Source organism: Candidatus Neomarinimicrobiota bacterium (assembly GCA_017656425.1).
GTDB lineage: Bacteria > Fidelibacterota > UBA2242 > UBA2242 > B5-G15 > JACDNV01.
This window is the reverse complement of the sequence record JACDNV010000003.1, coordinates 18230-43056: the sequence shown is the minus strand read 5'-3', so window position 1 is coordinate 43056 and position 24827 is coordinate 18230. Positions and strand designations below refer to the sequence as shown.

Annotated in this window: 18 protein-coding genes; 6 read left to right on the top strand and 12 right to left on the bottom strand. The window is 32.9% G+C overall.

Annotated elements, in window-relative coordinates:
* The first annotated feature begins 196 nt into the window (after positions 1-196).
* Positions 197-1804 (top strand): dihydropteroate synthase, encoded by a 1608-nt coding sequence (locus tag H0Z29_02830; GenBank protein ID MBO8130434.1) that lies wholly within the window; start codon positions 197-199, stop codon positions 1802-1804.
* Here the strand turns inward: H0Z29_02830 and deoC are convergent.
* The 5 genes from deoC to H0Z29_02805 form a co-directional block, all read right to left on the bottom strand.
* Positions 1799-2446, bottom strand: a complete 648-nt coding sequence (gene deoC, locus H0Z29_02825; protein MBO8130433.1) for a deoxyribose-phosphate aldolase — start codon at positions 2444-2446, stop codon at positions 1799-1801. The genes H0Z29_02830 and deoC overlap by 6 nt on opposite strands.
* A 39-nt stretch (positions 2447-2485) precedes the next feature.
* Positions 2486-3844, bottom strand: a complete 1359-nt coding sequence (gene glmM / locus H0Z29_02820) for a phosphoglucosamine mutase (GenBank protein ID MBO8130432.1) — start codon at positions 3842-3844, stop codon at positions 2486-2488.
* Positions 3845-3914: 70 nt separating this feature from the next.
* A complete protein-coding gene (locus H0Z29_02815; GenBank protein ID MBO8130431.1) occupies positions 3915-4121 on the bottom strand; it encodes a 30S ribosomal protein S21 in 207 nt (68 codons plus the stop codon).
* A gap of 26 nt (positions 4122-4147) precedes the next feature.
* Entirely contained in the window at positions 4148-5008 is an 861-nt protein-coding gene (locus H0Z29_02810) for a sigma-70 family RNA polymerase sigma factor (GenBank protein MBO8130430.1), read from the bottom strand.
* A gap of 95 nt (positions 5009-5103) precedes the next feature.
* Positions 5104-7233, bottom strand: coding sequence for a patatin-like phospholipase family protein (locus H0Z29_02805; protein ID MBO8130429.1), 2130 nt, complete (start codon positions 7231-7233; stop codon positions 5104-5106).
* 192 nt (positions 7234-7425) lie between these two features.
* Here H0Z29_02805 and H0Z29_02800 point away from each other — a divergent pair, with 192 nt between their 5' ends.
* The 4 genes from H0Z29_02800 to H0Z29_02785 are packed head-to-tail and all read left to right on the top strand — an operon-like array spanning position 7426 to position 17556.
* Positions 7426-10236, top strand: coding sequence for a PAS domain S-box protein (locus H0Z29_02800; GenBank protein MBO8130428.1), 2811 nt, complete (start codon positions 7426-7428; stop codon positions 10234-10236).
* Complete coding sequence (locus H0Z29_02795) at positions 10236-11435, top strand: hypothetical protein (GenBank protein ID MBO8130427.1); 1200 nt, start codon at positions 10236-10238, stop codon at positions 11433-11435. The genes H0Z29_02800 and H0Z29_02795 overlap by 1 nt, the downstream gene beginning before the upstream one ends.
* Positions 11436-11454: 19 nt before the next feature.
* Positions 11455-12807 carry a hypothetical protein gene (locus H0Z29_02790; protein ID MBO8130426.1) on the top strand — a complete coding sequence of 451 codons (1353 nt, stop codon included), beginning with the start codon at positions 11455-11457 and terminating at the stop codon, positions 12805-12807.
* 54 nt (positions 12808-12861) lie between these two features.
* Positions 12862-17556 carry a PAS domain S-box protein gene (locus tag H0Z29_02785; protein ID MBO8130425.1) on the top strand — a complete coding sequence of 1565 codons (4695 nt, stop codon included), beginning with the start codon at positions 12862-12864 and terminating at the stop codon, positions 17554-17556.
* Here the strand turns inward: H0Z29_02785 and H0Z29_02780 are convergent.
* From H0Z29_02780 to H0Z29_02750, 7 genes are read right to left on the bottom strand one after another with little or no spacing between them, the layout of a single operon-like run.
* Positions 17549-19135: a transglutaminase gene (locus H0Z29_02780; GenBank protein ID MBO8130424.1), complete on the bottom strand. Its 1587-nt coding sequence runs from the start codon at positions 19133-19135 to the stop codon at positions 17549-17551. The two genes, H0Z29_02785 and H0Z29_02780, sit on opposite strands and share 8 nt — an antisense overlap.
* Positions 19136-19146: 11 nt before the next feature.
* Positions 19147-19587, bottom strand: coding sequence for a type II 3-dehydroquinate dehydratase (locus H0Z29_02775; protein MBO8130423.1), 441 nt, complete (start codon positions 19585-19587; stop codon positions 19147-19149).
* A 60-nt stretch (positions 19588-19647) separates the two neighbouring features.
* Complete coding sequence (gene cas6 / locus H0Z29_02770; protein MBO8130422.1) at positions 19648-20430, bottom strand: CRISPR-associated endoribonuclease Cas6; 783 nt, start codon at positions 20428-20430, stop codon at positions 19648-19650.
* 49 nt (positions 20431-20479) lie between these two features.
* Positions 20480-20944, bottom strand: a complete 465-nt coding sequence (locus tag H0Z29_02765; GenBank protein MBO8130421.1) for a Mut7-C RNAse domain-containing protein — start codon at positions 20942-20944, stop codon at positions 20480-20482.
* Between the two features lie 22 nt (positions 20945-20966).
* Entirely contained in the window at positions 20967-21668 is a 702-nt protein-coding gene (locus tag H0Z29_02760) for a hypothetical protein (protein MBO8130420.1), read from the bottom strand.
* The gene (locus tag H0Z29_02755) at positions 21665-22783 is read right to left on the bottom strand and encodes a HEAT repeat domain-containing protein (GenBank protein ID MBO8130419.1); all 1119 of its coding nucleotides are present in this window, start codon (positions 22781-22783) and stop codon (positions 21665-21667) included. The genes H0Z29_02760 and H0Z29_02755 overlap by 4 nt, the downstream gene beginning before the upstream one ends.
* A 32-nt stretch (positions 22784-22815) precedes the next feature.
* Complete coding sequence (locus H0Z29_02750) at positions 22816-23574, bottom strand: UDP-2,3-diacylglucosamine diphosphatase (GenBank protein ID MBO8130418.1); 759 nt, start codon at positions 23572-23574, stop codon at positions 22816-22818.
* A 177-nt stretch (positions 23575-23751) separates the two neighbouring features.
* Between H0Z29_02750 and buk the strand changes: the two genes are divergently transcribed.
* Positions 23752-24825, top strand: coding sequence for a butyrate kinase (buk, locus tag H0Z29_02745; GenBank protein MBO8130417.1), 1074 nt, complete (start codon positions 23752-23754; stop codon positions 24823-24825).
* The last annotated feature ends 2 nt before the right edge of the window (positions 24826-24827 follow it).

Below are 24827 nucleotides of genomic sequence, written 5' to 3'. Positions count from 1 at the left end.
AATGCAAAATGCAAAATGCAAATTGAAAAATGCAAAATCGCCTTTTGTCGGATTTGGCTTTTGTACTCAAAATGTAGACAGAAATAAATTTAACTTTTGCACATTGCAATCCTCATTTTTCAATTGCCGTAAGGCTATCTTGCCCTTCGGTAAATCGCCTTCGGCGACTTCGTGAATATACGATGTGATATTTAAAATGGATATTTCAAAGAAACTTAAAGAAGACATTTGCCTCTTTATATTTCCGGAAAAGGAGCAGGATTTTAATAATTTTACAGATGATGATATATCACAGTTAATGTCCTATCCCGTATTAATTTTACCTGATAATTTACGGGGAAGTTGCCACGGTATAGTAGAAAAAGAATTGTTGCAGAGTGATAATATTGTTTATACACAAATTGTGCATCAGATATCCAGCCAGACTATTTTGTCGCCTGATAGTTTCGATAGTTTTTATTTGAAATATAAGGAATTGTTTAGGTGCGATAAAAATAAACCTGAGTTTGTAACTTTCTTTAATTTTGATAACGTTACGCAAATAAGAACCTCAATAATATCATTGAGAGAGAGCGCAGGGTATGTTCCTTTCGTGATCTTTCAAAAATTTAATTCTTCTGGAATAAGTAATGATGGGTTTAGCATATATTCATATATGGAAATGGTTTCTGGATTTGAAAATGGGTGTGCTGGTTTTGTAATCGATAATGTAAACTGTAGCATTATTGATAAAATTCAGGGTCATAATTTTGAAAGGAAATTACCAATAGCGCTGTTTTTTAGTGAAGAGTCAGAGCAAAATATTGAAAAGATATTGGATAATCTAGGACAGCTGAATGTAAGAGTTATTGGCTTATGCAGTAGGAAAGGTCTGTATTTTCTCAAAAGATTAAATTTTAAAACTTTAAAGAAAAGAGTGGATTCAGAGACTACCTTGGTTCATTCGATATCAGGTTTGAGAGATGCGGTATATTTTGGTAATAGTTTCCCTTTTGTAAAGATAGGTGAAAGGATAAATCCTACAAATAGAAAAAGCCTATCTGAAGCTATAAAAAGTTCTAATCTTATTCCATTAGTTGAAGAGGCAAGGCGACAGATAGAAAATGAATCACACTGCCTTGATGTTAATCTCGGTGTTCCTGGAATAAATCAACGGGAAATCTTTGTAAAGGCAATTGTTGAAATTCAGAATAATTTTGATGTACCTATATTTATAGATTCCGATAGAAAAGCTGTAATTGAAGATTGTTTGAAAGTATATCGTGGAAAACCAACAATAAATAGCATCAATGCTAAAGAAGAGTCCTATGAAGAATTATTGCCTATTGCAAAAAAGTATGGCTCTATTATTGTATTATTGACGGTTGATAATAAATTGCCTGAAACCACTAGTGATAGAATAAGAATTCTGGAAAAGATGCTCTCTATTTGTCAGGAATACAATGTTGCTTTTGATAAGATTATAGTTGATCCTGTAGTATTTGCTGCCGGAACAGCGCAGGATTCAGCAAAGGGGACTCTTGAGGCTATTAAAATAATTAAAAATGAGTTTGGTTTACCAACAATAGTTGGTTTAAGTAATGTTTCCTTTGGTTTACCTGAAAGGAAGTATATCAATAGAGCCTTTTTGATATGCGCAATTATGATGGGATTGGATGGGGCAATATTCAATCCCCTTGATAAGGAAATGCACAACTATATAGCGAGTGCATCAGGATTATCCGGTCGTGATAAAAACTTTACAGAATATATAAAGCGTTTCAGGAAGATAGATATTGATTTTGATATTGACCTGGATTTATAATTTTTTTGCCTCATCGGCTATTGCAAATCCACTGCTTGTACCAATTCTGTCGGCACCAGCTTTTATCATGTTAACAGCATCTTTTAGAGACCGTATACCACCGGAGGCTTTTATTTTCACCGGTGGTTTTAGTATATCTTTGATGAGTTTTATATACTCTAATTTTGCCCCCTCGCCGAGGAAACCGGTTGATGTCTTTACAAAATCTGCACCTGCTGAGGCAATAATCTCACAGGCTGTTTTTATCTCGTCCAAGCTAAGAAGAGAAGTCTCAATGATTACTTTTAGAATTTTTTCTCCACAAATATTTTTTACATTTCTAATTTCATTTTCTACATAACCATAATCCGTACTTTTTAATTTTCCGATATTCATGACCATATCAATTTCATCAGCTCCATCTTTAAGAACTGATTCGGCCTCTTTTATTTTTATTTCGGTTTTATTAGCTCCAAGTGGAAATCCGACGACTGTTACTACTTTTATATCAGTTGATTGGAGAATTCTTTTTGCTTCGGCAGTATGGACTGGGTTTAAACATATTGCAAAAAAATCATAATTTTTAGATTTATTGATGAAGTCTTTGAGAATTTCATCAGAAGTATCGGGCTTTAATAGAGTTTGATCAATATATTTTTCAATATTTTTAATGATTTCTGATTCGCTGGTATTTTTCAATATCTACTCATTTTTTAATAAATCTTTAATTTTTTCAACCAATTCTCTGGCAAATCCCATATTATCTGCTTCTGAATATATTCTTATTATAGGCTCTGTGTTGGATGGTCGAATATGTAGCCAGTAGTTTTTCCAGAGCAGTTTTATACCGTCTGTAAAATCGATACTGTCTGGCTTGAGCAAATTCTTAACATTTTCCAGCTTTTTATGTACATTTTGAAGATCCTTGTTTTTTATTTTAATTTTATCTTTTATCATATAAAATTTTGGTAGGGAGTTGACGTATTCGCTTATATTTATATTTCTTTCAGCTAGCATTTGTAATATTAGTACTATTCCGACAAGTGAATCACGTCCATAGTGGCATTCAGGGTAAATAATTCCTCCATTTCCTTCGCCACCGATAATTGCATTAACTTTTTTCATTAACTCTACTACATTAATTTCTCCAACACTGGATCTAAAAATATTACCATTGTACTTTTTTACAACTATATCCGCAAGCTGTGTTGTAGACAGGTTGACAACAACATTTTTTTTGCTGTTGTCTGAGCATTTAGATAGAATGAGTTCGATTCCCATTACTACTGTGTACTCCTCACCAATTGGCAGACCTTCGTTTGATACAACGGCAAGTCTATCTCCATCAGGATCAATGGCAAATCCAATATCTGCATTTGATTCCTTTACCTTTTCGCTTAATTCTTTAAGATTTTCAACCAGTGGTTCTGGATTCCTAGGAAAAGGTTTTGTAGGGTCACAATTGATTTCAATGGTATCGCATCCGATTTCTGTAAGTAGTTCTGGGGCAGTTTCTGAACATGCACCATTAACAGCGTCAATCACCACTCTAAAATTCTTTTTTCTTATAAGTTCTATATCAATCGGTTTTAGTTCTAAAATATATTCTACGTGACGTCTGCGTATTTTGTTGTCCTCTATTATCTCGGCACTTTTTGTCCCTTCTCTTTTGATTTCGATAGTTCTTTTTAATTTTAATAATTTTTCCATCTGTGCTTTGTTAAGGAACGTACCATCTGCATTAATGAATTTCAGCCCATTCCATGGTAATGGATTATGGCTTGCAGTTATTACAATTCCGCCATCATAACCCAATTCTTTTGTTAAAAATTCGATTGTTGGTGTTGGACATATCCCAGCATCAAGGACGTGAACTCCCTGAGAAGCTAAGTATTTTTTTACGATTTTAGATATTTTTATCCCGCTTTTCCTTGAATCTCTTCCAATGATCACTTTACAGGGATCTAAAATGCATCGAAACGATTCTATGTATTTTGAAATTAATTCTTCAGTAAAATCATGCTCGTATGCTCTTATCCCAGAAATACTTTCTTTTATCATTTTATTAATCAAAACAAATTACCCACTCGTTATGAGTGGGTAATTTAGCGAGTAGTGTTGATTAAAAAATTTAAAATCTTCTGTTTTTCTGATTGGCTAATGCTTTTCTTAATCTTTTTAATGCCTTTGCCCTTCTCATTCTTTTTTCTTCGCTCGGCTTTAGGTAAAAGGTAGTTCTTTTAATGTCTTTCAGGATGCCAGCTTTTTCGAATTTTTTTTTGAATCTTTTGATTGCCTTTTCTAGTGGTTCTTTTTCATTTACATTTACCATTACCATTGGATTACAATCACCTTCCTTTCTTTTTATCCACCCAGATACGCTCTTAGTTTTTTACTTCTTGATTTATGTCTTAACCGTCTAATAGCCTTTTCTTTAATCTGCCTGACTCTTTCTCTTGTCAGGTTAAACTCTTCACCAATTTCATTTAAAGTAAGTGCATATTCTCTATCAATTCCGAAATACATCTTTATAACTTCTCTTTCGCGTTCTTTAAGTGTGTTTAGGGCATCTTTGATTTCTTGTTTAAGTGATTCGCTCATTATGGGTTTTTCTGGTGGTAATTGTGTATCATCCTGAATAACATCGATTAGGGAATTTTTTTCACCATCTTTAAAAGGTGCCTCCAGGGAATGGTGCCTACGCGATATTCTTATAGCGTCGGAGACCTCATCGGGTTGCATATCGAGTCCATCGGCAATCTCGTCCTGCCTAGGACTTCTTTCATATTGCTGTTCAAGAAGCTCAGCCTCTTTAGTTATCTTACTGATTGTTCCAACTCTATTTAATGGGAGCCTTACAATTCTAGAATGTTCCGCAAGCGCCTGGAGGATAGACTGTCTAATCCACCAAACGGCATAGGATATAAATTTAAAACCTCTTGTTTCGTCGAATCGCTCAGCTGCCTTTATCAAGCCAAGATTACCTTCGTTTATAAGGTCTGTAAGAGGTAGCCCCTGACCTTGATAGTCTTTAGCTACACTTACAACAAATCTAAGGTTTGCTTCTATTAATCTTTTTAAGGCTACTCTATCACCTTTTTTAACTCTTTGAGCTAATTCAATCTCCTCTTCAGGAGATAATGGTTCATATTTACCTATCTCTTCTAGATATCTACTTAATGCTCTGTTTGCATCATTGGATGCTTTCTTTTGTTTTTTAGACATTTCCTCCTATACCACCCTCCTTTATTAAAAAGCATAAATTATATAATATTATTAAAAATCTTTTTTATTTTCAACACTTGTTTGTCAAATTTTATTCAAAAAACATGTCCAATGCGGATATATAACGATTTTCTATTTTTCATGTTCCAGCTGTATTCCATATCTATAGGTCCTATTGGAGTAGCAAGTATAATCCCTGTCATTATCCCTGTTTTTGCTTTCATCCAGTTAAAATTTTTTAATTCATTCAAAATATCACCATATGCGAAGTAAATATTGTAGTATATTCCACTTCTAACCTTTAACCTATATCCAACTCCAGCGCATATTACAATATTGCCTAAGAACTCGTCTTCTCTATAAGCTGGTAGATCGTCAATTCCACCCAATCGAAAGTATTCATAAAGATTGTTATTCTGGGAATTATAACCTACTTTTAAATATGTATAATAAACGCTTCTTTTGTTTACATCTTCATATACCCTTGATTCAAGATCCAGCTTATATAGTTTTAAATTATCGATTGTTGCGTATTCAAATGTTATATTATTTTTCTTTCCCCTATTTGGCAGATCTACGTCATCTCTATTGTCAACGAAAATATTTATGAAAATTGATTTCCTATAAAAATTATTGTTTAATCCTGTTCGATTGTCACGAATATTAATTGTCTTATAACTTGTGCCAACTGATGTTAAACCAACCCTTTTTATTTGTACTCCTGTAAGAAAGCTAACTCCACTTTCCTTAAATTTCAAAGCTTTATATTCTTCTCCATTTACATAGAGAGGCAATTTTTCATAGTCGTAACAAAATCTTAAAATTTGTGCTATGTTGGAAGTAAGAATACCAGGATTAATTATATTAAAACCAATATTAGTATTAAAATTGCTTGCTATAAAGAAAGCTTCACTGTTTATACCGAAGCCAAATATATTGGAATATGATAATTTTATAAATGCTTTAGAATCCCTTTCGGAATAGTATCTTGCACCTATGGTATAAAGAATACGTTTATTTTCTTCTACATCTATTTTTAGTTCAGCATTATTTTTATCAATTTTATTTATTGAAACCCATATTGTGTTAAATAGCCCCGTGCTTAAAAGATTATTATATCCTTTTCTTATCTTATCAAGATCAGGTGTTTCACCTTCTTTAAGTCCCAGTTCCCTCTTTATTACATAATCTCTTGTGATGTAGTTGTTGATGATTGTTATTTTTTTAATTTTAACATTTTCTAAGGAATTATTATTTATAGATTGCCTCCGGTTTTTTTTTGAGATGTAATTTTTAATTAACCCAATATAATTCTGTGTTGTTTTATATCCAATCTTGATAAGAGTGTCAATCTTATTGAAATCTGTAGAACTGATGTTATTTAATTCAGGGCGAATGAGTACATCTGCCATGAGTAAGTTCTTTGTATCTGCATAGTAAGAAAGGGTATTGATTGTCTGCCCCATGTATGTAAATAGGTCAATATCGCTACCCTTTATTGTTGTAATTTTACTTGTTATATCAACTGCTATTATAAAATTAGCTCCAAGAGAGTCAGCAACATCGCAAGGAACGTTATTGGTAAGACCTCCATCCACAAGTAGATAATCTCCATATTTTACTGGGGCAAAAACCAGTGGGAAGGATGAGCTTGCTGCAACTGCCTTTGAAAGACTTCCATTTTTTATTACAACTGTCTTTCCATTTTTTATGTTTGTTGCAACTACTCGAAAAGGAATTGGCAATTTGTCAAAATCCCCATTGCAAAGGAATTCATGTTCGGCAATTTTCTGGAAAAGTACATCTTGTAATCCCTGCATTGATAAGATGTTTCTTGGATACACTAGATTAAAGTTCTCATCAAATCTGATGTTAAAGATGCCAGGGAGCTCAAACATTTTCTGTGTTGCAAGCTTTATATCCCTGAGTTTAGGTCCGGATAAAATCTGTGTCCAGTTTATTGATTTAATGTACTCTTCAATCTCGGTGGCTGTCATCCCACAGCAGTAAAGTGCACCAATTATTGCACCCATGCTTGTCCCAATAACGACGTCTGGGTAAAAGCCTATTTCCTCAAGCGCTTTTATAACACCAATATGTGCAAAGCCCCTTGCCCCTCCCCCGCTTAAAACAAGAGCTGTTTCATATTCATTTTGTGATGCATATGATAAATTTGTAAATAAAATAATTATAGTAAAGGCAATATTAATCTTAAATAATTTCATTTTAAGTTGTATATAATTTAGTTTGTTATTTTATATTTTTCAAAGAAACTCATCTTGATTAATTTATTAAAAGCATAGGTAATTTCAAATTATAAAGGAAGGATTGACAAATTCATTTAGAAAATTTATATTGAAATTGATGAAAGGCTTAAATAAATATAAAAGCAATATTGTCAATTAAAGGGGATTTTTATGGTTTCAGATGGTAAGGGAAAAAGAATTGTGATTGTAGAAGATGAAAGACTTGTTGCAGAAGATATAAAGTATATCCTTGAGTCTCTGGGATATAAAGTTGTAGCTATTTATACCAATGGAAGCAAATTGTTGGCTGATATTGAGAAGAAAAATCCTGACTTGATTTTAATGGATATAATGTTGAGTGGAAAACTTGATGGTATTGAGACAGCACACAAACTACGTTCAATAAAAGAAGTCCCTATTATATATCTAACTGCGTATGTTGACGATAAGACTCTTTCGCGGGCTAAATTAACGGAACCTTACGGATATATAGTTAAACCCTATGATGAAAGAATACTTAGAAGTACAATTGAGACAGCCTTTTATAAATATAATATTGAACAAAAAATTAAAGAAAGTGAGTCAAAGCTATTTACCACGTTAAAATCCATAGGTGATGCTGTCATTACAACGGATGCGGAAGGTAAGATTAACTTCATGAATCCGGTGGCAGAGAAGATTACGGGCTGGACTCTGTCTGAGGTAATTGATGAGGATGTTAATAAAGTGTTTGATATATATAATGAATTTACAGGTAAAAAAGCAGAAGACCCTGTTAGTAAGGTTCTGGGGCAGGGTATAGTTGTTGGTCTTGCTAATCATACAATTTTAAAAACAAGGGATGGAAAATACGTACCAATTGCCGATAGTGGTGCTCCTATTAAAGATAGCAAGGGGAATCTGTATGGTGTAGTGTTGGTATTTCAGGATATAACTGAAAGGAAAGAGGCAGAACGTAAGATCAGGGAAAGTGAAAGAAAATATCACGCTCTTTTTGAAAATGCCAATGATGGAATATTTTTAATGAAAGGGGAAGTTATTATTGATTGTAATAGGAAATCTCTGGAAATATTTGGATGTGATTACAAAGGACTTGTTGGAAAAACTCCTTTTGATTTTTCTCCAGAGCTTCAACCCGATGGAATGTCCTCAAGAGTTAAGGGTATGAATTTTATCAATAGTGCCATGAATGGGACTCCACAATTTTTTGAATGGGTGCATAAAAGAAAAAGCGCTGAACTATTTGATGCAGAGATAAGCCTTTCCAGAATCGATATCGATGGTGATTTTTATATACTTGCTATAATTAGGGATATAAGCGATAAAAAAGCATATTTGAAAAAAATAAAAGAAAGTGAAGAAAAATTCAGAATGTTGTCGGAAAAATCGATTGTTGGGATTTATATAATCCAGGATGATAAGTTTATATATGTTAATCCCTGCTTTTTACAGATGACAGGTTATGATATGAATGAGGTAATTGGAAAAGATTACCGTGAGTTGGTTCACCCTGATTCGTTAGATTTTGTTGAACAGAATATTAGAAAGAGCATATATACGTCAGGTTATTCATTAAATTACACATTTAGGTTACCAACAAAATATGGTCATGATATTTATGTGGAAGTATTTAATTCAATGATAGAATACAATAATAGAAACGCCGTCGTAGGGACTATAATTGATAGGACCGAAGAGGTCAGGGCAAAAAATGAATTAATTGCATATAAGGAAGATCTGGAGAGAAAGTATTATCACCTTGATATTCTATATAAAATTTCCGAGATATCTAACAAAACAGATAATGTTAAAGAGTTGGCAGACAAGACAATTGATGTATTATCCGGTTTTTTACAATATGCAAGAACAAGTATCTTTAGTTATAACAAAGAAGAGAATACGCTAGTTCTTCTGAGTGCTAAGGGTTTTGGCGATGAATTTGATAAGGTATGCCATAATATGCCAGTAGACGAGTCACTAAATGGTTTTGCTATTAGAGAAAAGAAGCTGATAATTTGTGATGACATGGCAAATGATAATAGGATATTTGAGCCTAAGAGAAAAGTTTTAAAAAAGAATGGATTGAATTATGCTATTATTGTTCCCTTGATCGCTGGTGAGGATGTATTGGGTTCAATATTGTTGGTATTTAAAGAAAATCCCAACATCTCAGACTTTGAGATGAATGTGCTTAAATCAATATCTGAGACGGTATCAATTGCTTTAAAGAAAATCACTTCTCTGGATGAGCTCGAAAGAGAGATAAATGTTAGAAAAATTACAGAAGAAAAATTGAAAAACTATGCTGAACGACTAGAAATACTAAGAGCCATTGATTTGAAGATTATAGAATCAAAAAATCTGGATGAGGTTCTTAAATACATATTAAAAGAGGTGAGAAAAAGGATAAAAGTTGATGCCACGGCGGTAATTAGAATTTATCCAGAACAAAGAAAAGTCAGGATTGTTAATGTTCAGCTTGGCAGGTTTTTGAAGTATAAAAAGGGGGTGGAATTTACTTTTCCTAAGGGCGGGAATGAAATGTTAGAACGGTATAAACAGGTAAATAAATATGTCGTAAGCGATCTTGAAAAAGACGAATTTATTCCAGATCATATCAAGGAGATGTCAAGTCATGGATTAAGAGCCTTTATAGATTTTCCTTTGAGATATAAGAACGACGTGATTGGAGTATTTGGTGTCGGAGGGAGGTCAATAAGAAAACTTTCAGATGAGGATGTGAAATTTTGTGAGGAAATATCTTCGCAAATCGCTATAGCTCTTGTCTATTTTGAGATGAAAGAGGAGGTGGAAAAATCTAAAATGATGCTTGAGCAAAAGGTAGAAGAAAGGACAAAAGAGTTGCAAAAAATTGTTAATTCCCTTGCTGACAGAGAGTTAAAGATGGTAGAACTTAAAGAGAAAATTAAAGAATTAAAAAAGCAATTGGAAGATAGTGGATTAAAGCCAATAGTTGACTGATGGAAGTCTTTTTAAAAATCTTCGATTTATTTCCCTTTCCCGTATCTTTTAGAATCAATAAAAATAAATTAGTATACGTTAATAGAAAATATAAAAGACTTTTTGGGTTGGATGAACACAACCAGGGATTATTTCCTCGGGGTTCAGTTGAATATCTGCATGATTTGAATAATCAACTTGAAATAGAAATGACAAACAATAATCATTTAACCAAAAAGATGGAAATTGTAGATGTAAATGGTAGGCGGAGGTACTTCAAAATTTGTAAAAGTAAAATTCGCATTGATGATGGAATAGCTGTCCTTTCAATATATCTGGATTTGACAAAAGAAAGAAAGATTAATAAAAGATTACTGGAATACAGAAGAAAATATAAAGCTGAAATTATAAAAAGAAAAAGAGCTTTAACTAAAAAATTTCTTGATTTAGAAAGGCTTAATAAGGCATTAATTAATCTTATAGATGATTTGAATGAATCAAATGATAAGATAAGGCGGACTAATGAGAGATTGAGTCAATTGAATGAACAATTAAAGACGTTTAATTATGCAATTGCCCATGACCTTAGAGCCCCGATTAGGGCTATAAAAAATTATGTTGAATTCATTGAGGAAGGTTGTTCAAATGTTCTGGATTATAATATTTCTTTTTATCTTGAGAGAATATCTAAATCAATTGAAAATATGGAAACCATTATAGATGATTTGGAGAAGTTGGGTGAGATTACGGAAAAGGAGATACTATTTGAAAAGGTAAATCTAAGGAGTATGATTAAAGAGGTTTTGTCTCTTTACGAAATGGAAATAAGAAGCTTTAATATAAAAATCATAACTGAGAATCTAAATCATGTAATAAATACAGATAAAATCATTTTAAGACATATTCTTATAAATTTGATATCAAATGCAATAAAATTCAGGAAGAGAAGGGGGCAATCGTTTGTAAAAATTTATACAGAGAAAGATAAGACAAGTATAAGAATTTTTGTTGAAGATAATGGAATAGGAATTAGTAAAAGAAATTTAGCAAAAATCTTTAAACCATTTGAAAGATTGCACGGTCAGGATGATTATCCCGGTTTTGGTTTAGGTCTTACTCTGGTTTTAAATGGTGTAAGCAGATTGAAAGGTAGGATAGATTTTACATCGAAAGTTGGTAAAGGTTCAAAGTTTTGGATTGAATTGCCTCTGGGGAATTAAAAAAGCTGTGGAGCGATACATGTTTAAAATTTTATTTATTGATTGTGAGAAAGACCTTTATATGAAGCTTAAGGATCAAATATTGAATGACTATGACTTTGTTGAGCTCGTATTTTTATCAAATTACGATGAGCTGTCAAGGAATAAAAGTTATGTGGATTTAATAATTTTTGATAAAAATGTGGAGTGGTTGAGCTTTGGAAAACTTGTCGAGTTTTTTTCCGATATTCCTATAATAATTTTTACAAATGATAACCGCCTGGAAAATGCTTTAGGATACCTTAAAAGAGGTGCTATAGACTATATAGTAAAGAGTGAATCTGGTATGGAAGAGTTAAAAGAGTCTATTAAGAAAATAATTGATGGTTCAATTTATGATAATTTGTCGTATTATAAACAGATGTTATTTAATGATTTACTGAAACTATTCCCTGTTGGTTTTATCCATGTTAACTCACAGTGTTTTATAAAATTTTTAAAGGGTAACATTTTTAATCAAATAGGTATAAATACAAAGAAATATCTTAATGAATCATTAAAAGAGCTCGCCCAAAAAAATGAAAAACTGGGGAAAATTTATAACACTCTATGTATATACAAGAAATTTTTTGATAATGTTGAATGTGATGGTAAAATGTTATTAGCCGATTTTAAGGTGAAGAAAGTTGCCAATAGACAGGAGTTGTATGGATTTGTATTCGATGATTCAGATAATATTAGAATAAGGGAAGAATACCGGAAATTATTAAATGATAAAGAAGCCTTGCTAAGAGAGCTAAACCATCGAGTGAAAAATAACATGCAATTTATTTTCAGTCTAATAAACATTTATAAGAGAAATGTTAAATCTGCTCGGACAAAAGAGATACTTAATGATATACAAAATAGAATATATCCGATGCTGATAGTGCATGAAAAGTTGAGTGTAAAGGGGGAAAAAAGTTTATTACGTATGGATATACTGATAAATGATTTGATAAACATGATTTATAGAGCATATTCTCTTAAAGCTGGTGATGTGGAAATTGAAGTTAGAGTGGATAAAATAGAGTTTTCCACTGGAAGAGCGCTTGCTATTGCAATGGTGGTGAATGAGTTGATATCCAATATTTTCAAATATGCTTTTCCTCCTGGATTTGATGGAGAGAAAAAAATAAAGATATCTTTGAGAAAGAGAAGGGGGAAAGGTGATTATGTTATGGAAATTGCTGATAGTGGAGTTGGTATTGATGATGTAAAAAAGCTTAAAAGTAAGTCAGGAATGGGAATGAAATTGATTAATATGTTTGTTAATGATAGGTTAAATGGTACTATGAAGGTAAAAGGTGGTAAGGGTTTGACCTACACTATAAGGATTCCAAAAATTGATTAATATTTATGTAAGTTATTAGGTTTTAATTAGAATTGAGAATTATGTGAGAGAAAAATGTCAAAGAGTCTAAAAGCTTTAATTGTCGAAGATGATTTAATAACGGCTGAGGATATCAGTCGTATATTAAAAGAGGCTGGATATAGAGTGCTGGGTATAGCATCCAGTTATAAGAGTGCAATGGAAATAGCGAAAATAAATAGGCCAGATATTGCGCTACTGGATATTCACATCAAAGAGAAGTTTGACGGTGTTGAAATAGCGGATAAGATAAGGCAGAATTTTGATATACCGATAATTTATATCACCGGTTATTGTGATAAAGAGACAATAGAGAGGGCAAAGAGATCAAATCCCGTCGGGTTTGTATTGAAACCTTTCAGAGAAGTTGAACTGTTGAGTATAATGGAAATGGGATTACATAAATATCGACTCGAAAGAGAGTTAAAAGAGAGAGAAAAGAGATATAGAAAACTTGTCGAGGATATTAATGATATAGTGTTTTCAATAGAGCCGGGAGGGAAAATAAGCTATATAAGTCCGAATATCGAAGCTATATCAGGATTTAGGCCTGGAGAAATTGTTGGAAGAAATTTTGTAGAATTCATAGAACCGGAGGACGTGGAAAATGTTATTAAAGAATTCAGGAGTAAAGTCTTGATGGGTTTGCCTGGTGAAGTAGAATGTAGAATGAAAAATAAAAAAGGGGAAATAAGGTGGACTAGAGTTTCCGTAAAACCCGAAATGCAAGATGGCAACCTAGTAGCTTCAAGAGGAATTTTATATGACATTACTGAAAGAAAAAATGCTGAGGCAAAAATTAAAAGGATTAATAAAATATTAAGATTGATATCAGACGCTTCGGGAGTATTTCTAAAGTCCCGCAGTTGGGATGAAAACATACTTGATATTTTGAAAATGATTGAGGAAGCACTAGATGTTAGCAGAGTATATATTTATCAGTTTTTTTATAAACAGGGCAGATTATTTACACGTGTAATTCATGAATGGGCGAAGAAAGGGATAACTTTGCAAAAAGATTATCCCGAGTTGCTGGATTTCGATATGGAAAAATATGGTTTCATGGATGAGATAGAAAAATTTAAAAGAGGTAAAACTGTATATGGATTTGTGGAGGATTTCCCTGAGGCTGAAAGGAGAGTATTTGAATCTCATAATGTAAAATCATTATGTAATGTTCCAATATTTGTTAGAGGGGAGCTTTGGGGATTTTTTGGTTTTGATCAATGTGAAAGAAAGGAAATAGTCTGGTCAGAAGAAGAGGTGAATCTGTTGAGTTCTTTTGCTGAAATAATAGGTCTTGCCATTGAGAGAGATCTTTACCATCTGGAATTGGCAGAGACAAATAAGCGATTTGAAGATTTTGCCAGAACATCGAGGGATGTATTTTATATATACCAGGTAAAACCACAACCAAAAGTTTTATTTATTAATAAAGCTGCTGAAGATATTTCCGGTATTCCTCTGAAGGAATTTTATGATAATCCAGATGTCTGGGAAAGAATTATTTATAAGGATGATTTAGGAATTCTTGTAAAAATACACGAAGAAAAGTCCAAGTCATCGCAAAAATATCAGGCCAGATGGGTTGATAGAAAAGGAAGTATACGTTGGATGGAGCATGTAAATTTCCCAATTTTTGATAAGGATGGTAGTATTAACGTGGTTCAGGGAGTGGCAAGAGATGTTACGGAGAGAAAGAAATACGAAGAAAGATTGAAGCAGGAGATGGAGAAAGCCAGGGCATTTTTTGAGACTGCAGGGTGTATCATGCTAATATTAGATAAAGATGCAAACATATATGATATTAATGTGAATGGGTGTAAGATTCTGGGTTATAAGAAGGAGCAGATTAAGGGTAAAAACTGGTTTGATATAGCTATTCCAGAAGATCATAGAGAGGAGATCGAGAAAGTATTTAAAGTAATAAGAGAAGAATTATTAAGCAAAACCTATGTTAGTCCAATTATTACCAGGAAAGGTACAAAAAAGGAAATTTTATGGAATAATAGTGTTTTGACTGATGAGAAAGGAAATTTTGAGTTTATTATTTCTTCGGGAATTGATATTTCAGGAATACTATTTGCAGAAAGAAGATTTAAAGAAATGGTTGATTTACTTCCCGTAGTGGTCGTTGAAACGGATAAGAACGGCAGAATTACATTTGTAAATAAAATATCAACTGTGATGTTTGGGTATGATTTGGATGATTTGAAGAAGGGATTGAATGTATTTGAATTTGTTAGTGAGCCTGATGCTGATGTTGTAAAGAGAGATTATAAAAAGGTATTAAGAGGTGGCAAAGTATGTAGTTTTGAGTATGTATTAAAAAGAAAAGATGGTTCAGTTTTTCCAGCACTAATATACGCCACATCAATTAAAAGAGATGATACAGTAGTAGGGATAAGGTGTGTTATAACTGATATTACTACTCTCAAAGAGTATGAGAATCAGATAAAGTGGATTCATGATATTTACAGAAAGGCTATTATGAATGTTGGTGCAATCCCTTATCTTTTGAAGTACCCTAGTAAGACATATGAATTTTTCGGTGAGAATTACAAAAAAATACTTGGGTTTGAATTAAAGGAAATGAAGGCTGACGAATTTGGAAAAAGAGTTTCGAGCGTAAGGGTTATGGATGAAAATCTCCCATCAGATTATCGAAGACTAATAGACGCATTTGAATCCGGAGAAGTCGATAGATTTAAAGTTGATTATGAAATTATCGATGATGTGGGAAAGAGAAGATGGATACATGATTCATCAATTCCTATAAAAGATGAAAAAACAGGTGAAGTTGTGAAATCACTGGGAATATTATTAGATATTACAGAGAGAAAGAAAATTGAACAGAGACTTGTGGAATCGGAAGCTCAGCTAAAGAGTATCCTCTCATCCATAGTAGACCTTGTGTTTGCTATAGATAAGGACGGAAAGTTTTCATTTGCACATGTTGGAGATAAGAATCTTCTTTATCATATTGGGAGCATTATTGGTCAGAATTATAGTGAGATATTACCTCACAGCCTGGTTGAAAAAATTGATGTAGCTATTAAGAAGAACAGGGTGGGTGAGGTTGAGTCTTTTAATTTTGAACTTGAGGTTCCTGAGGGAAAACGTTGGTTCTCTGCGAAGATGTCACCAATGATAGTAAATGGTAAATATTTAGGATCGGTTGTAGTCGCCCGTGATGTAACTGAGACTCAAAATATGATAGCCGAGCTAAAAAGAAGTGAAGAGAATTTTAGAAACATAGTAGAAAATTCCTATGATGGGATAATAGTCTGGCAAAATGATAGGTGTGTTCTTGTAAACAAAGCAGTAGAGAATATTTCGAACTATTCAATAGATGAGCTTCTTGGAAATACTATAAATTACGGGAATATGTTACCAAAAGAGGAATTCAGAAAGTTATCGGAGCTTCAGGATAGGATAAGTAAAGGATTGGTAAATTTTCCGATAAAATTGGAATTGAGAGCATATTCAAAAGATAAAAGATTTCTATATCTTGACATTACAGTATCGAGATTCAACTGGAATGGGAAGCCAGCTTTCTTAATTATAATCCGTGATATGACAGAATTTAATAAACTCTTGTCCGAGAGAATAACCTCTGAGCGAATGGAATCTATTGGGTTACTGGCAGGTGGAATAGCACATGATTTTAACAATATCCTTTCGGCTATTTTGGGAAATGTAACATTAGCTAAGATGAATTTGAGTAAGAATCAATCAGGCTATAGCTACTTAAATAAAGCGGAGGCAGCAATAGAAAGGGCAAGTAGTCTCACGAGACAGTTGCTGATATTTTCAAAAGGAGGGGCTCCTGTTCTCAGGGTTGAATCAATTGGAGATATAATAAAGGATAACGTAACCTTCTGTCTTGCTGGTACAAAGGTAAAACCAGTTATAAATATACCAGAAAATTTGCCGAATGTCAAAATTGATACTGATCAGATTAGCCAGGTAATTATGAATATAACAACAAATGCAAAAGAATCTATGCCGCTTGGAGGGAATTTATATATAGATGTGACAGTTGAAAATGTTAATAAGGATAATGAAATAAGAAACTTGGAATACGGTGATTATATTAAAATTTGTTTTAGGGATGAAGGTATAGGTATTCCAGAAAGTGTGATTGATAGAATATTTGAACCATTTTACACAACTAAGGAAAAGGGTAGTGGTCTTGGTCTTGCTACGTCCTGGGCTATTATAAAGAAGCACGGTGGTACAATTACAGTTGAGTCTTGGGTGGGTAAGGGGACAGAATTTCGTGTTTACCTTCCTATAACAGAAGAAGCAAAAGAGAGAAAAGATAAAAAGGAGCAATCTATTGAAAATTTAAGCGGAAAAGTTCTGGTTATGGATGACCAGGATGAGGTCAGGAATTTTTTAAGGGATATTCTGGAAATATTTGGTCTTGAGGTAGAAACAGCAAGTGACGGTGATGAAACAATTGAAAAATTTAAGGACGCTAGGGAAAAAGGTAAGCCCTTTGATGTTGTAATTCTGGATCTGGTTATCCCTGGTGGATTGGGTGGCAAGGAAGTTTTGAAAATTATTAAGAATATTGACAAAAATGTAAGGTCGATTGCAATTTCGGGATATTCAGACGATCCAGTTATTGCTTATCCTGAACATTACGGATTTGATTATGGGCTTGCAAAACCCCTCGATATAAAGGTATTTAATAAAATTTTATCTGATATTCTCTCTACTTAAAGACAGGCTCCCATTCGGCAATTGTTTCGACCTCGTAATGAGTATTTGGTTCGGTTTCGATAAACTCGTTGGAATTATAATACCAGCTTAGAGTGGTAGAGTTTCCTCCACTTTCTGTTGTTATAAGGAATCTATTTTGAAGATACCCGAAACCGAGCGCCTGCTCTCTTGGCGATGGTTTGTCTCCACCAGATGGGTCTATCGGGATCCATCCATAGCCAGGCATATATACTTCAACCCATCTATGGAATACATCATCCATGCTTGCATCATCTCCCCTTACCACGACAGAACCGACATATCTTGCGGGTACACCAGCAGAGCGACAAAGTGAAATGAATACAAAACTGTATTCACTACATGAACCATTTCCCCTACTAAGGACAGTAGGGGCAGTATTCCATCCTCCAGAAAGTTCATAATACATGTGATCCAGTACATACCTGTATATTTTTCTTATTATCCAGTAAACGTTTTGCTCATCGCCAACAGCTTTATTTAATGCTTTTTTTATAACAGGATGATTTATCTGATATTTGTCATTGTCTACCGTATATTTCTTTTTTATTTCTTTTGGAATATCTTTTAATGTACCAACTTCATCAGGATATATGAAATATCTTACCGCATATACCTTAACATGGTATTTTATAATTGATTTTACTACTTCATTTGGATTTATGTTTGTATATAAATAGTATGCGGTTTTTTGTCCCCATTGATCAGTAACGAAGTCCTTTGGCTCTGTTATGTATTCATTTTCGCTTACCAATTCCTGATTATCCCTATCTTTTGGGAGGGCGATATGTACCTCAGCTTTCAGGATTCTTCCAGGACCAAAATTTCTTATTAAGTGCGTAAAAGTAACTATGGATTCTCTCTGGTCCTCTCTAATGAACTTTATACCGTCTCTTATTTTTAATTTGTATATATAGTCGTTCTGGTAGTCAGCTACCCATATGGAATTACCATCAAATGCAAGACCTCTTGCGAATGGTCCAGGAGCATCAAAGACAATTAAAACTTCACCATTATCTGGACTCATCATGTAAATCTCGTCCTGAATTCTATCCGCGATCCAGAGGTATTTCCCATCGTATGTAAGTCCTCTTGGGTCACTTGCGGGTGCATCAAATTCGACAATTGTGGTACCATCAGATGGACTTATTTTAATTATCTTATCTTCTGCGTTGTCTGCAAGCCATAGGTATTTACCGTCCCATGCCAGACCGCGTGGGCTTGGTGTTGGAGTATCGATTGCCCTTTTGACTATACCACTCTTTGTATCTATCATGTATATTTTCCCAGTTTTCCAGTCTGCATTCCAAAGATATTTCCCATCCCATGCAAGACCCATAGGCCAATAGGACGGGGATGGGATTTCTTTGATAACTTTACCTGTTATGGTATTAATACAAAATATTTTATTCAAACCTCTATCAGCGAGCCATAGATTTTTTCCATCATAGGCGAGTCCTGTTGGAGAATTTCCTGGTGTTTTTATACTTTCTTCAACCTCACCAGTATATGAAAATAACAACCGAGTTAATATTAAACCACATAATAAAACTTTCTTCATTTTTTCCCTCACTATTTTTTTGAAATAATAATTTTATAAATTGAATTTAACCCTTTTATATAAGCATATATTCCAGAGTCGTAAATTCTGTCCGATACAACTTCTTTTAGAACAGATTTTTTATAGTATTCGTTAGAGAAAGGGAACTCTTTCAAAATTACTTCAACGGTTGGGATTTTTGTAATCGAAATAATTTCCCTTATTGAATAGCACGTGAGGGATAGCGATGTAGGATTGATTAAAATACCATTGACGGAGTTTCTATTTTGGCTAATAATCTTTACAATTTTGGATTCATTATAATATTGTAATATTTTTATTTCTAATTCAAGTTCCTTAGACCTAGAACGAAGCGACTTGTCTATCTTATCTAGTGTTAGCCTTTTGTCTGTTCCTGCGGTTATTTTGCCAATAAGTGGAGTGTTTGGTCCGTGAATTACCAGTATCTTCATATTCACTGAATATAATTCCGAAAAATTTGTTTTTCAAGAAAAGTATGTTGGGATACCTGATTATATCTGCTGGATCATTCCAAAGCCGAGATGATTACTTTCACCAATTCCTGTTATATATGCAAGTTTAATTAACTCAGGGTTGCCTCGTAGCGTAAAATGTGCATCGAATGCTTTTATCTTTAATTCTTTATTACGCCAGTTTTTTATTGTTATTAGTCTTGTTATCTTTTCTACTCCACCAATTGATTCTAAATATTCTTTATCAATATCAAATTCAAAGGTTTTATCTTCTGGTTCATGTCCAAATATTTTTTTGTACCTTGCAACTATGTTTTCCCTAATTCTTTTCTTCAAGCTGTTGTCTCCAGGTAAGAGGTATTTTACACCCCATGATTTTCTAATTTTCTCAGAGACTTTAATGGGTGACAATGTCCTGAATTTCATGAAATTTTCAAAATTTGGTTCATTAATTACGTTTATTTCATCCACAATAAATGACCGCGATGGATGCCCGAGATAAAAAATGGATGACTTGAAAAAATTTAATATCCTTTCAACAAAGTTTTCAGGTATCATTAGGGATGTAAAAAAATGAACTTTGTTACATTTCATCAAAAATCCTGAGCCTATTCTTTTTCTCAATGGGATCATGATTCTTGAAAAGGTGAAGTATTTAAGGTTTTTCATAATAACTGGCAGTAATCCAGTTTCATTTTTCTGTTTTATTTCTTTCTGTAACATTTTAAAAATACCGTATAAATACGCTATTATATACCTGTTGTGATTAAACGGGATGATTATTTTATTTTCTTTTGGCTTTAAAAGTAACTTAAATCTCATTTCAATTATAGTTTAACAATTCTTCGGGTTATATGGAAATATTTATCTATTATTTTAAAGTTTTAAAAATCTTTTCAATTTTTTCTGTCATTCTTTTTGTATGTCCACCCATCCAGTAAATTCTATTACATTGAGGACATTTATAAAACTCTTTGAAATACTCAAAGACTCTTCGAGGAATATTTTTTTTCTCATCTAATTTTTCTACAGGAAAAATCTCAATGTTACAAATAAGACATCGGGAAAATAGCTTCTCCGGATCATAACTTATTTTTACTTTTTCACGTAACTCCAAAATCTGCTTATCTATTTTATCCGAGTATAGTATCACAATGTTTGATTTTTCTATTTGACCTGTATATTTTTTGCTTCTTGTAATGAATATTCGGTCTTCCTTCTTTATGTATTCTATTATTTTATCAATATTTTCAGGTGGAGGGTATATGCAATTGTATCCCAGTGCTCTTAAATATTTTGCCAATTTACCGAGCATATTGTCGGCAATAAATTTCATCCTGGGTTACTTTGTGTTCTATTTATTCGAATTCTTCCCACTCAACTTTTTTTATATAGTGGCTGTATTTCCTGCCCTCGGGAGTGTAAATAATACATTTAAATGGTAATTCCTCTTCTGGATATATTGTGCAGTCTGTTTGTACTCCAGTTTTATATATAAATGGTCTTCCCTCGAGGTATGTAGTATCTGCATCAATTAAATTTGCTTTTTCATCATACGCCTCTATAATAACTCGGGGGAAATCAGCTCTTCTCAAACCAATATTTTTTATCTTTCCATTGTATTCAATTCTATTTTTATATACAAGCTCCTCCACAGGACCTGAAAATATGAGCTTTGCTTCTTTATAATCTGCACTTGTTATCTGCTCGATATCCCTCTTATACAAAGTTAGATAGCCCATATTTGTCTGTATTATGACCTTATCGATATCTTCTTTTACTAATTTACCTTTGATAATACTTCCGTTCTTAAGAATGATTGTATTAGTTATTTCAGGAAGATTAAGGATATTTTTCACTTTTTCTTTTAATCTGGAATCAGAAGCTTCTATTTCAATTTCGTACACTTTTTCTCTTAGTAGCTCCATCTCTTTTTTTAATTCCTCGATAGATTTCTTAATTTCAAAGAATTGTTTCTCAGAAGCATCCTTTTTTTGCTGAGAATATACAACTGATATCAGTAGAGAAAGTATTATAATGAAGAATAATTTTCTTATCATTTCTTACCCTGATATATTGCTTTTTGAGTTTTTAGCTCTGTCTCTCTCAGTTTATCTAACAATTCTTTATCACCAATTTCTTTTGCCATTTTATAGATCGGTTTGTATAGAATATAATTTTTTGGTTCTTCTAAAAGTTTTATCAGCTCAAGGCAGATATATTTGTCTCTGAATTTTGTTAATGAATTGATGGCATTTTCTCTCACCTTGTAAGGGTATATTTCACTGATTGCTATGTCTTTTAATACCGGTACAATTGTGGTATCTGTTACATCTTTTGTGCTTTCTGTTAATTTCTCAAGAAGAAGAAGGTATTTGCTTTTTTCATTCCTGTAAAGATCAGCCAGTGCATATATCATCTGATATGATGGTATCTCTTCCAGAGTAGTCAAAGCGAAATCTCTAAATTTTAATTGGGTTTCTGGATTATGAAGCATATCTATGAATGCTCTTGTTACCTCCGGATGATTCTTTTTGCTTAAAATTTCAATTGCAAGGGATCTAGTGGAAAAATCAAGTTCAGGGTCTTTCGCGATGTCAATAAGTATTGGTATAACTTTTTTATCATCAATCCTGCCCAATAAAGTGGATAATGATTGTTGCATTTTCAAGTAATTTTCCTTTTCAACTTCATATAGTTTTAAAATTATCTCTATATTTATTTCTGGTGGTATTGTCGAAAGTTTATTTAAAGTAGATGTTCTGGATTGAATATATTTTTCATTAGCGGAGTTTATTCCATTTAATATGGTTTCTATATTTTCTGTTGAGGCATCTTTAGCTATTATTTCAATGGCATTGTTAAAAAGCCTGTAATCAATATCGCTGGATCTGGCAATAAAGTTCTTTATTGCCTCTTCTGCATCGGGATGACCTGTCTCAGATAGTACCTTAAGGGCTTTCAATCTAACCTCATAAGGCAGGGTTTTATTTTTAAAAATAGATATTAATTCTCTTATAGTTTCTATTTTTCCTTTATTATATTTTACTCGAAGCTCCTCAATATATTTTTCATTGATTGTTTTTGTCTGAGATGCACAATTAAAAAGAATAATAGATGATGTTATTATTAAAATCGAATAAAAGTATTTTCTAATCATATTCAACTCTGCCATTTTTTTACCTTATTGAAAATAGATTATTCCCTCTATTTTGTCAAGGAAAAATTATGGTTTTTTTTATCCCAGTAGCATAGTGAAAAGTTTTTGTCATCATAGTAACCAAAGGTAAAATGCTTTAGCCAATCTCCTATACAAATTAAGAATTTATCTTTTTCTATCTCTTTAATAAAGGGTGTATGATAATGACCAATTACAATATATTTGTATCCTTCTTTAGCAATTTCCTTCGCCCATTCTATTAATTCTGCCTTCATTTCGTGAGTCAGGATGTGGTTTTTATAATTATTTCTTGGATAGTTAGAGATATGATTAACAGCTTTCATTGTTATATCTGGATGAATGCATTTTAATAGTTTTATAAGTATCCTGTTCCTCATAAGTGGTTTAATGATTCTATATCCTCTATCGCTTTTTAACACGCCGTCTCCATGTGTTATGTAAAATAAATTTTCTTCATTAGATATTGTCATTTCATTTCTGAATATCTCTGCGTTTACAAATCTCTTAAAAAAATCAAGATGCCAGTAATCGTGGTTGCCACATATTATGTGAATTTTTACTCCATTTTCGGCTGCTTTTTTCAAACTGTGTAGTACGTTGAAGTAATATTTGGGCATAAAGTATTTATATTCTATCCAGAAATCGAATATATCACCAATTACTATAAGCTCCCCTTTTTGTTTTATTATTTCATTTATTAACTCCTCAAACTTTTTTTCGCTATAGTTATTCTTATCAGGCAAATTTAAAAAATGGGCATCTGATACAAAGTATAGTTTATTCATTACCAACCCTTTTTATACAATTAAAAATAAAATTATAAATTTTTTCTATTTTGAGAATTAATTTTTTCAAGTTTAATATATGCAAATAATAAATCATTTCGATAGTTCAAATGGCACTGTACTTGTAATATACCCTATGTAAGATTTTTAACAAAGAATTTTGTAAAGGAGTAGATAATGAAAGAGGTTGTACTGGTTGTAAATCCAGGAAGCACCTCAACTAAAGTAGCTTTATTTTCGAGAAACGGTTCTGAAAAGGAAGAATGTGTTGACCATACACTGAATTCCATTGGTAAGATAATCGATAATATTATGGATCAGATACCTTATAGAAAGAATGTTATTGATAAAAAACTTAAGGAATGGTTAGGAGGGAATTACAGGCTTATTGGTATTGCTGGCAGGGGTGGTCTTTTAAAACCAGTTAAAAGTGGTGTATATAAAATAAATGATAAAATGCTTAATGACCTGAAGTCCTGTCGTTATGGCCTTCACGCCAGTAATATGGGGGCTATTTTAGCAGATGAACTATCAAAAAAGTATAATATCCCTGCTTTTATTGCTGATCCTGTTACGTTTGAAAATATGTTGCTGGAGGCTAAAATCTCTGGAGTCCCAGAGATTGAGAGAAAGGGGAGAGCTCATGTACTCAACGTACTGGCATGTGCGAGAGAAGTGGCAAAAAATATGGGGAAATCGGTTAACCAGGTGCGATTTGTTGTGGCGCATCTGGGTGGTGGTATAACTATAGCGCCTGTCGACTGTGGTGTGATTGTTGATTGTAACGATGCTTTACTTGGTATGGGACCTTTTTCTCCTGAGAGAGCTGGTGCATTGCCAACTGCCGGAATTCTGAATTTAGCATTTTCTGGTGAATACACGAAAGAATCGTTAGAAAAAAAATTTTCAAAAGAGAGTGGATTGAAGGGCTATCTTGGTACGAGTAATGTTAAGGAGATTCTCAATAGAATATCTAGTGGTGATAAATATGCTAAATTAATTGTGGACGCAATGATATATCAGGTTGCAAAAGAGATCGGTGCTATGGCTACTGTGCTAAAAGGAAATATTGACGCAATAATTATAACAGGTGGCATGGCAAAATCAGAATATATTATAAATAAGATAAAGGAAAGAGTGGATTTTATCTCAGAAGTAGTTTTGTTACCCGGGGAGTTCGAGATGAAGGCGTTGGCGGAAAGTGTATTCAGAGTGCTTGACGGTATTGAAGAGCCTAAGGAATATATCTAAGA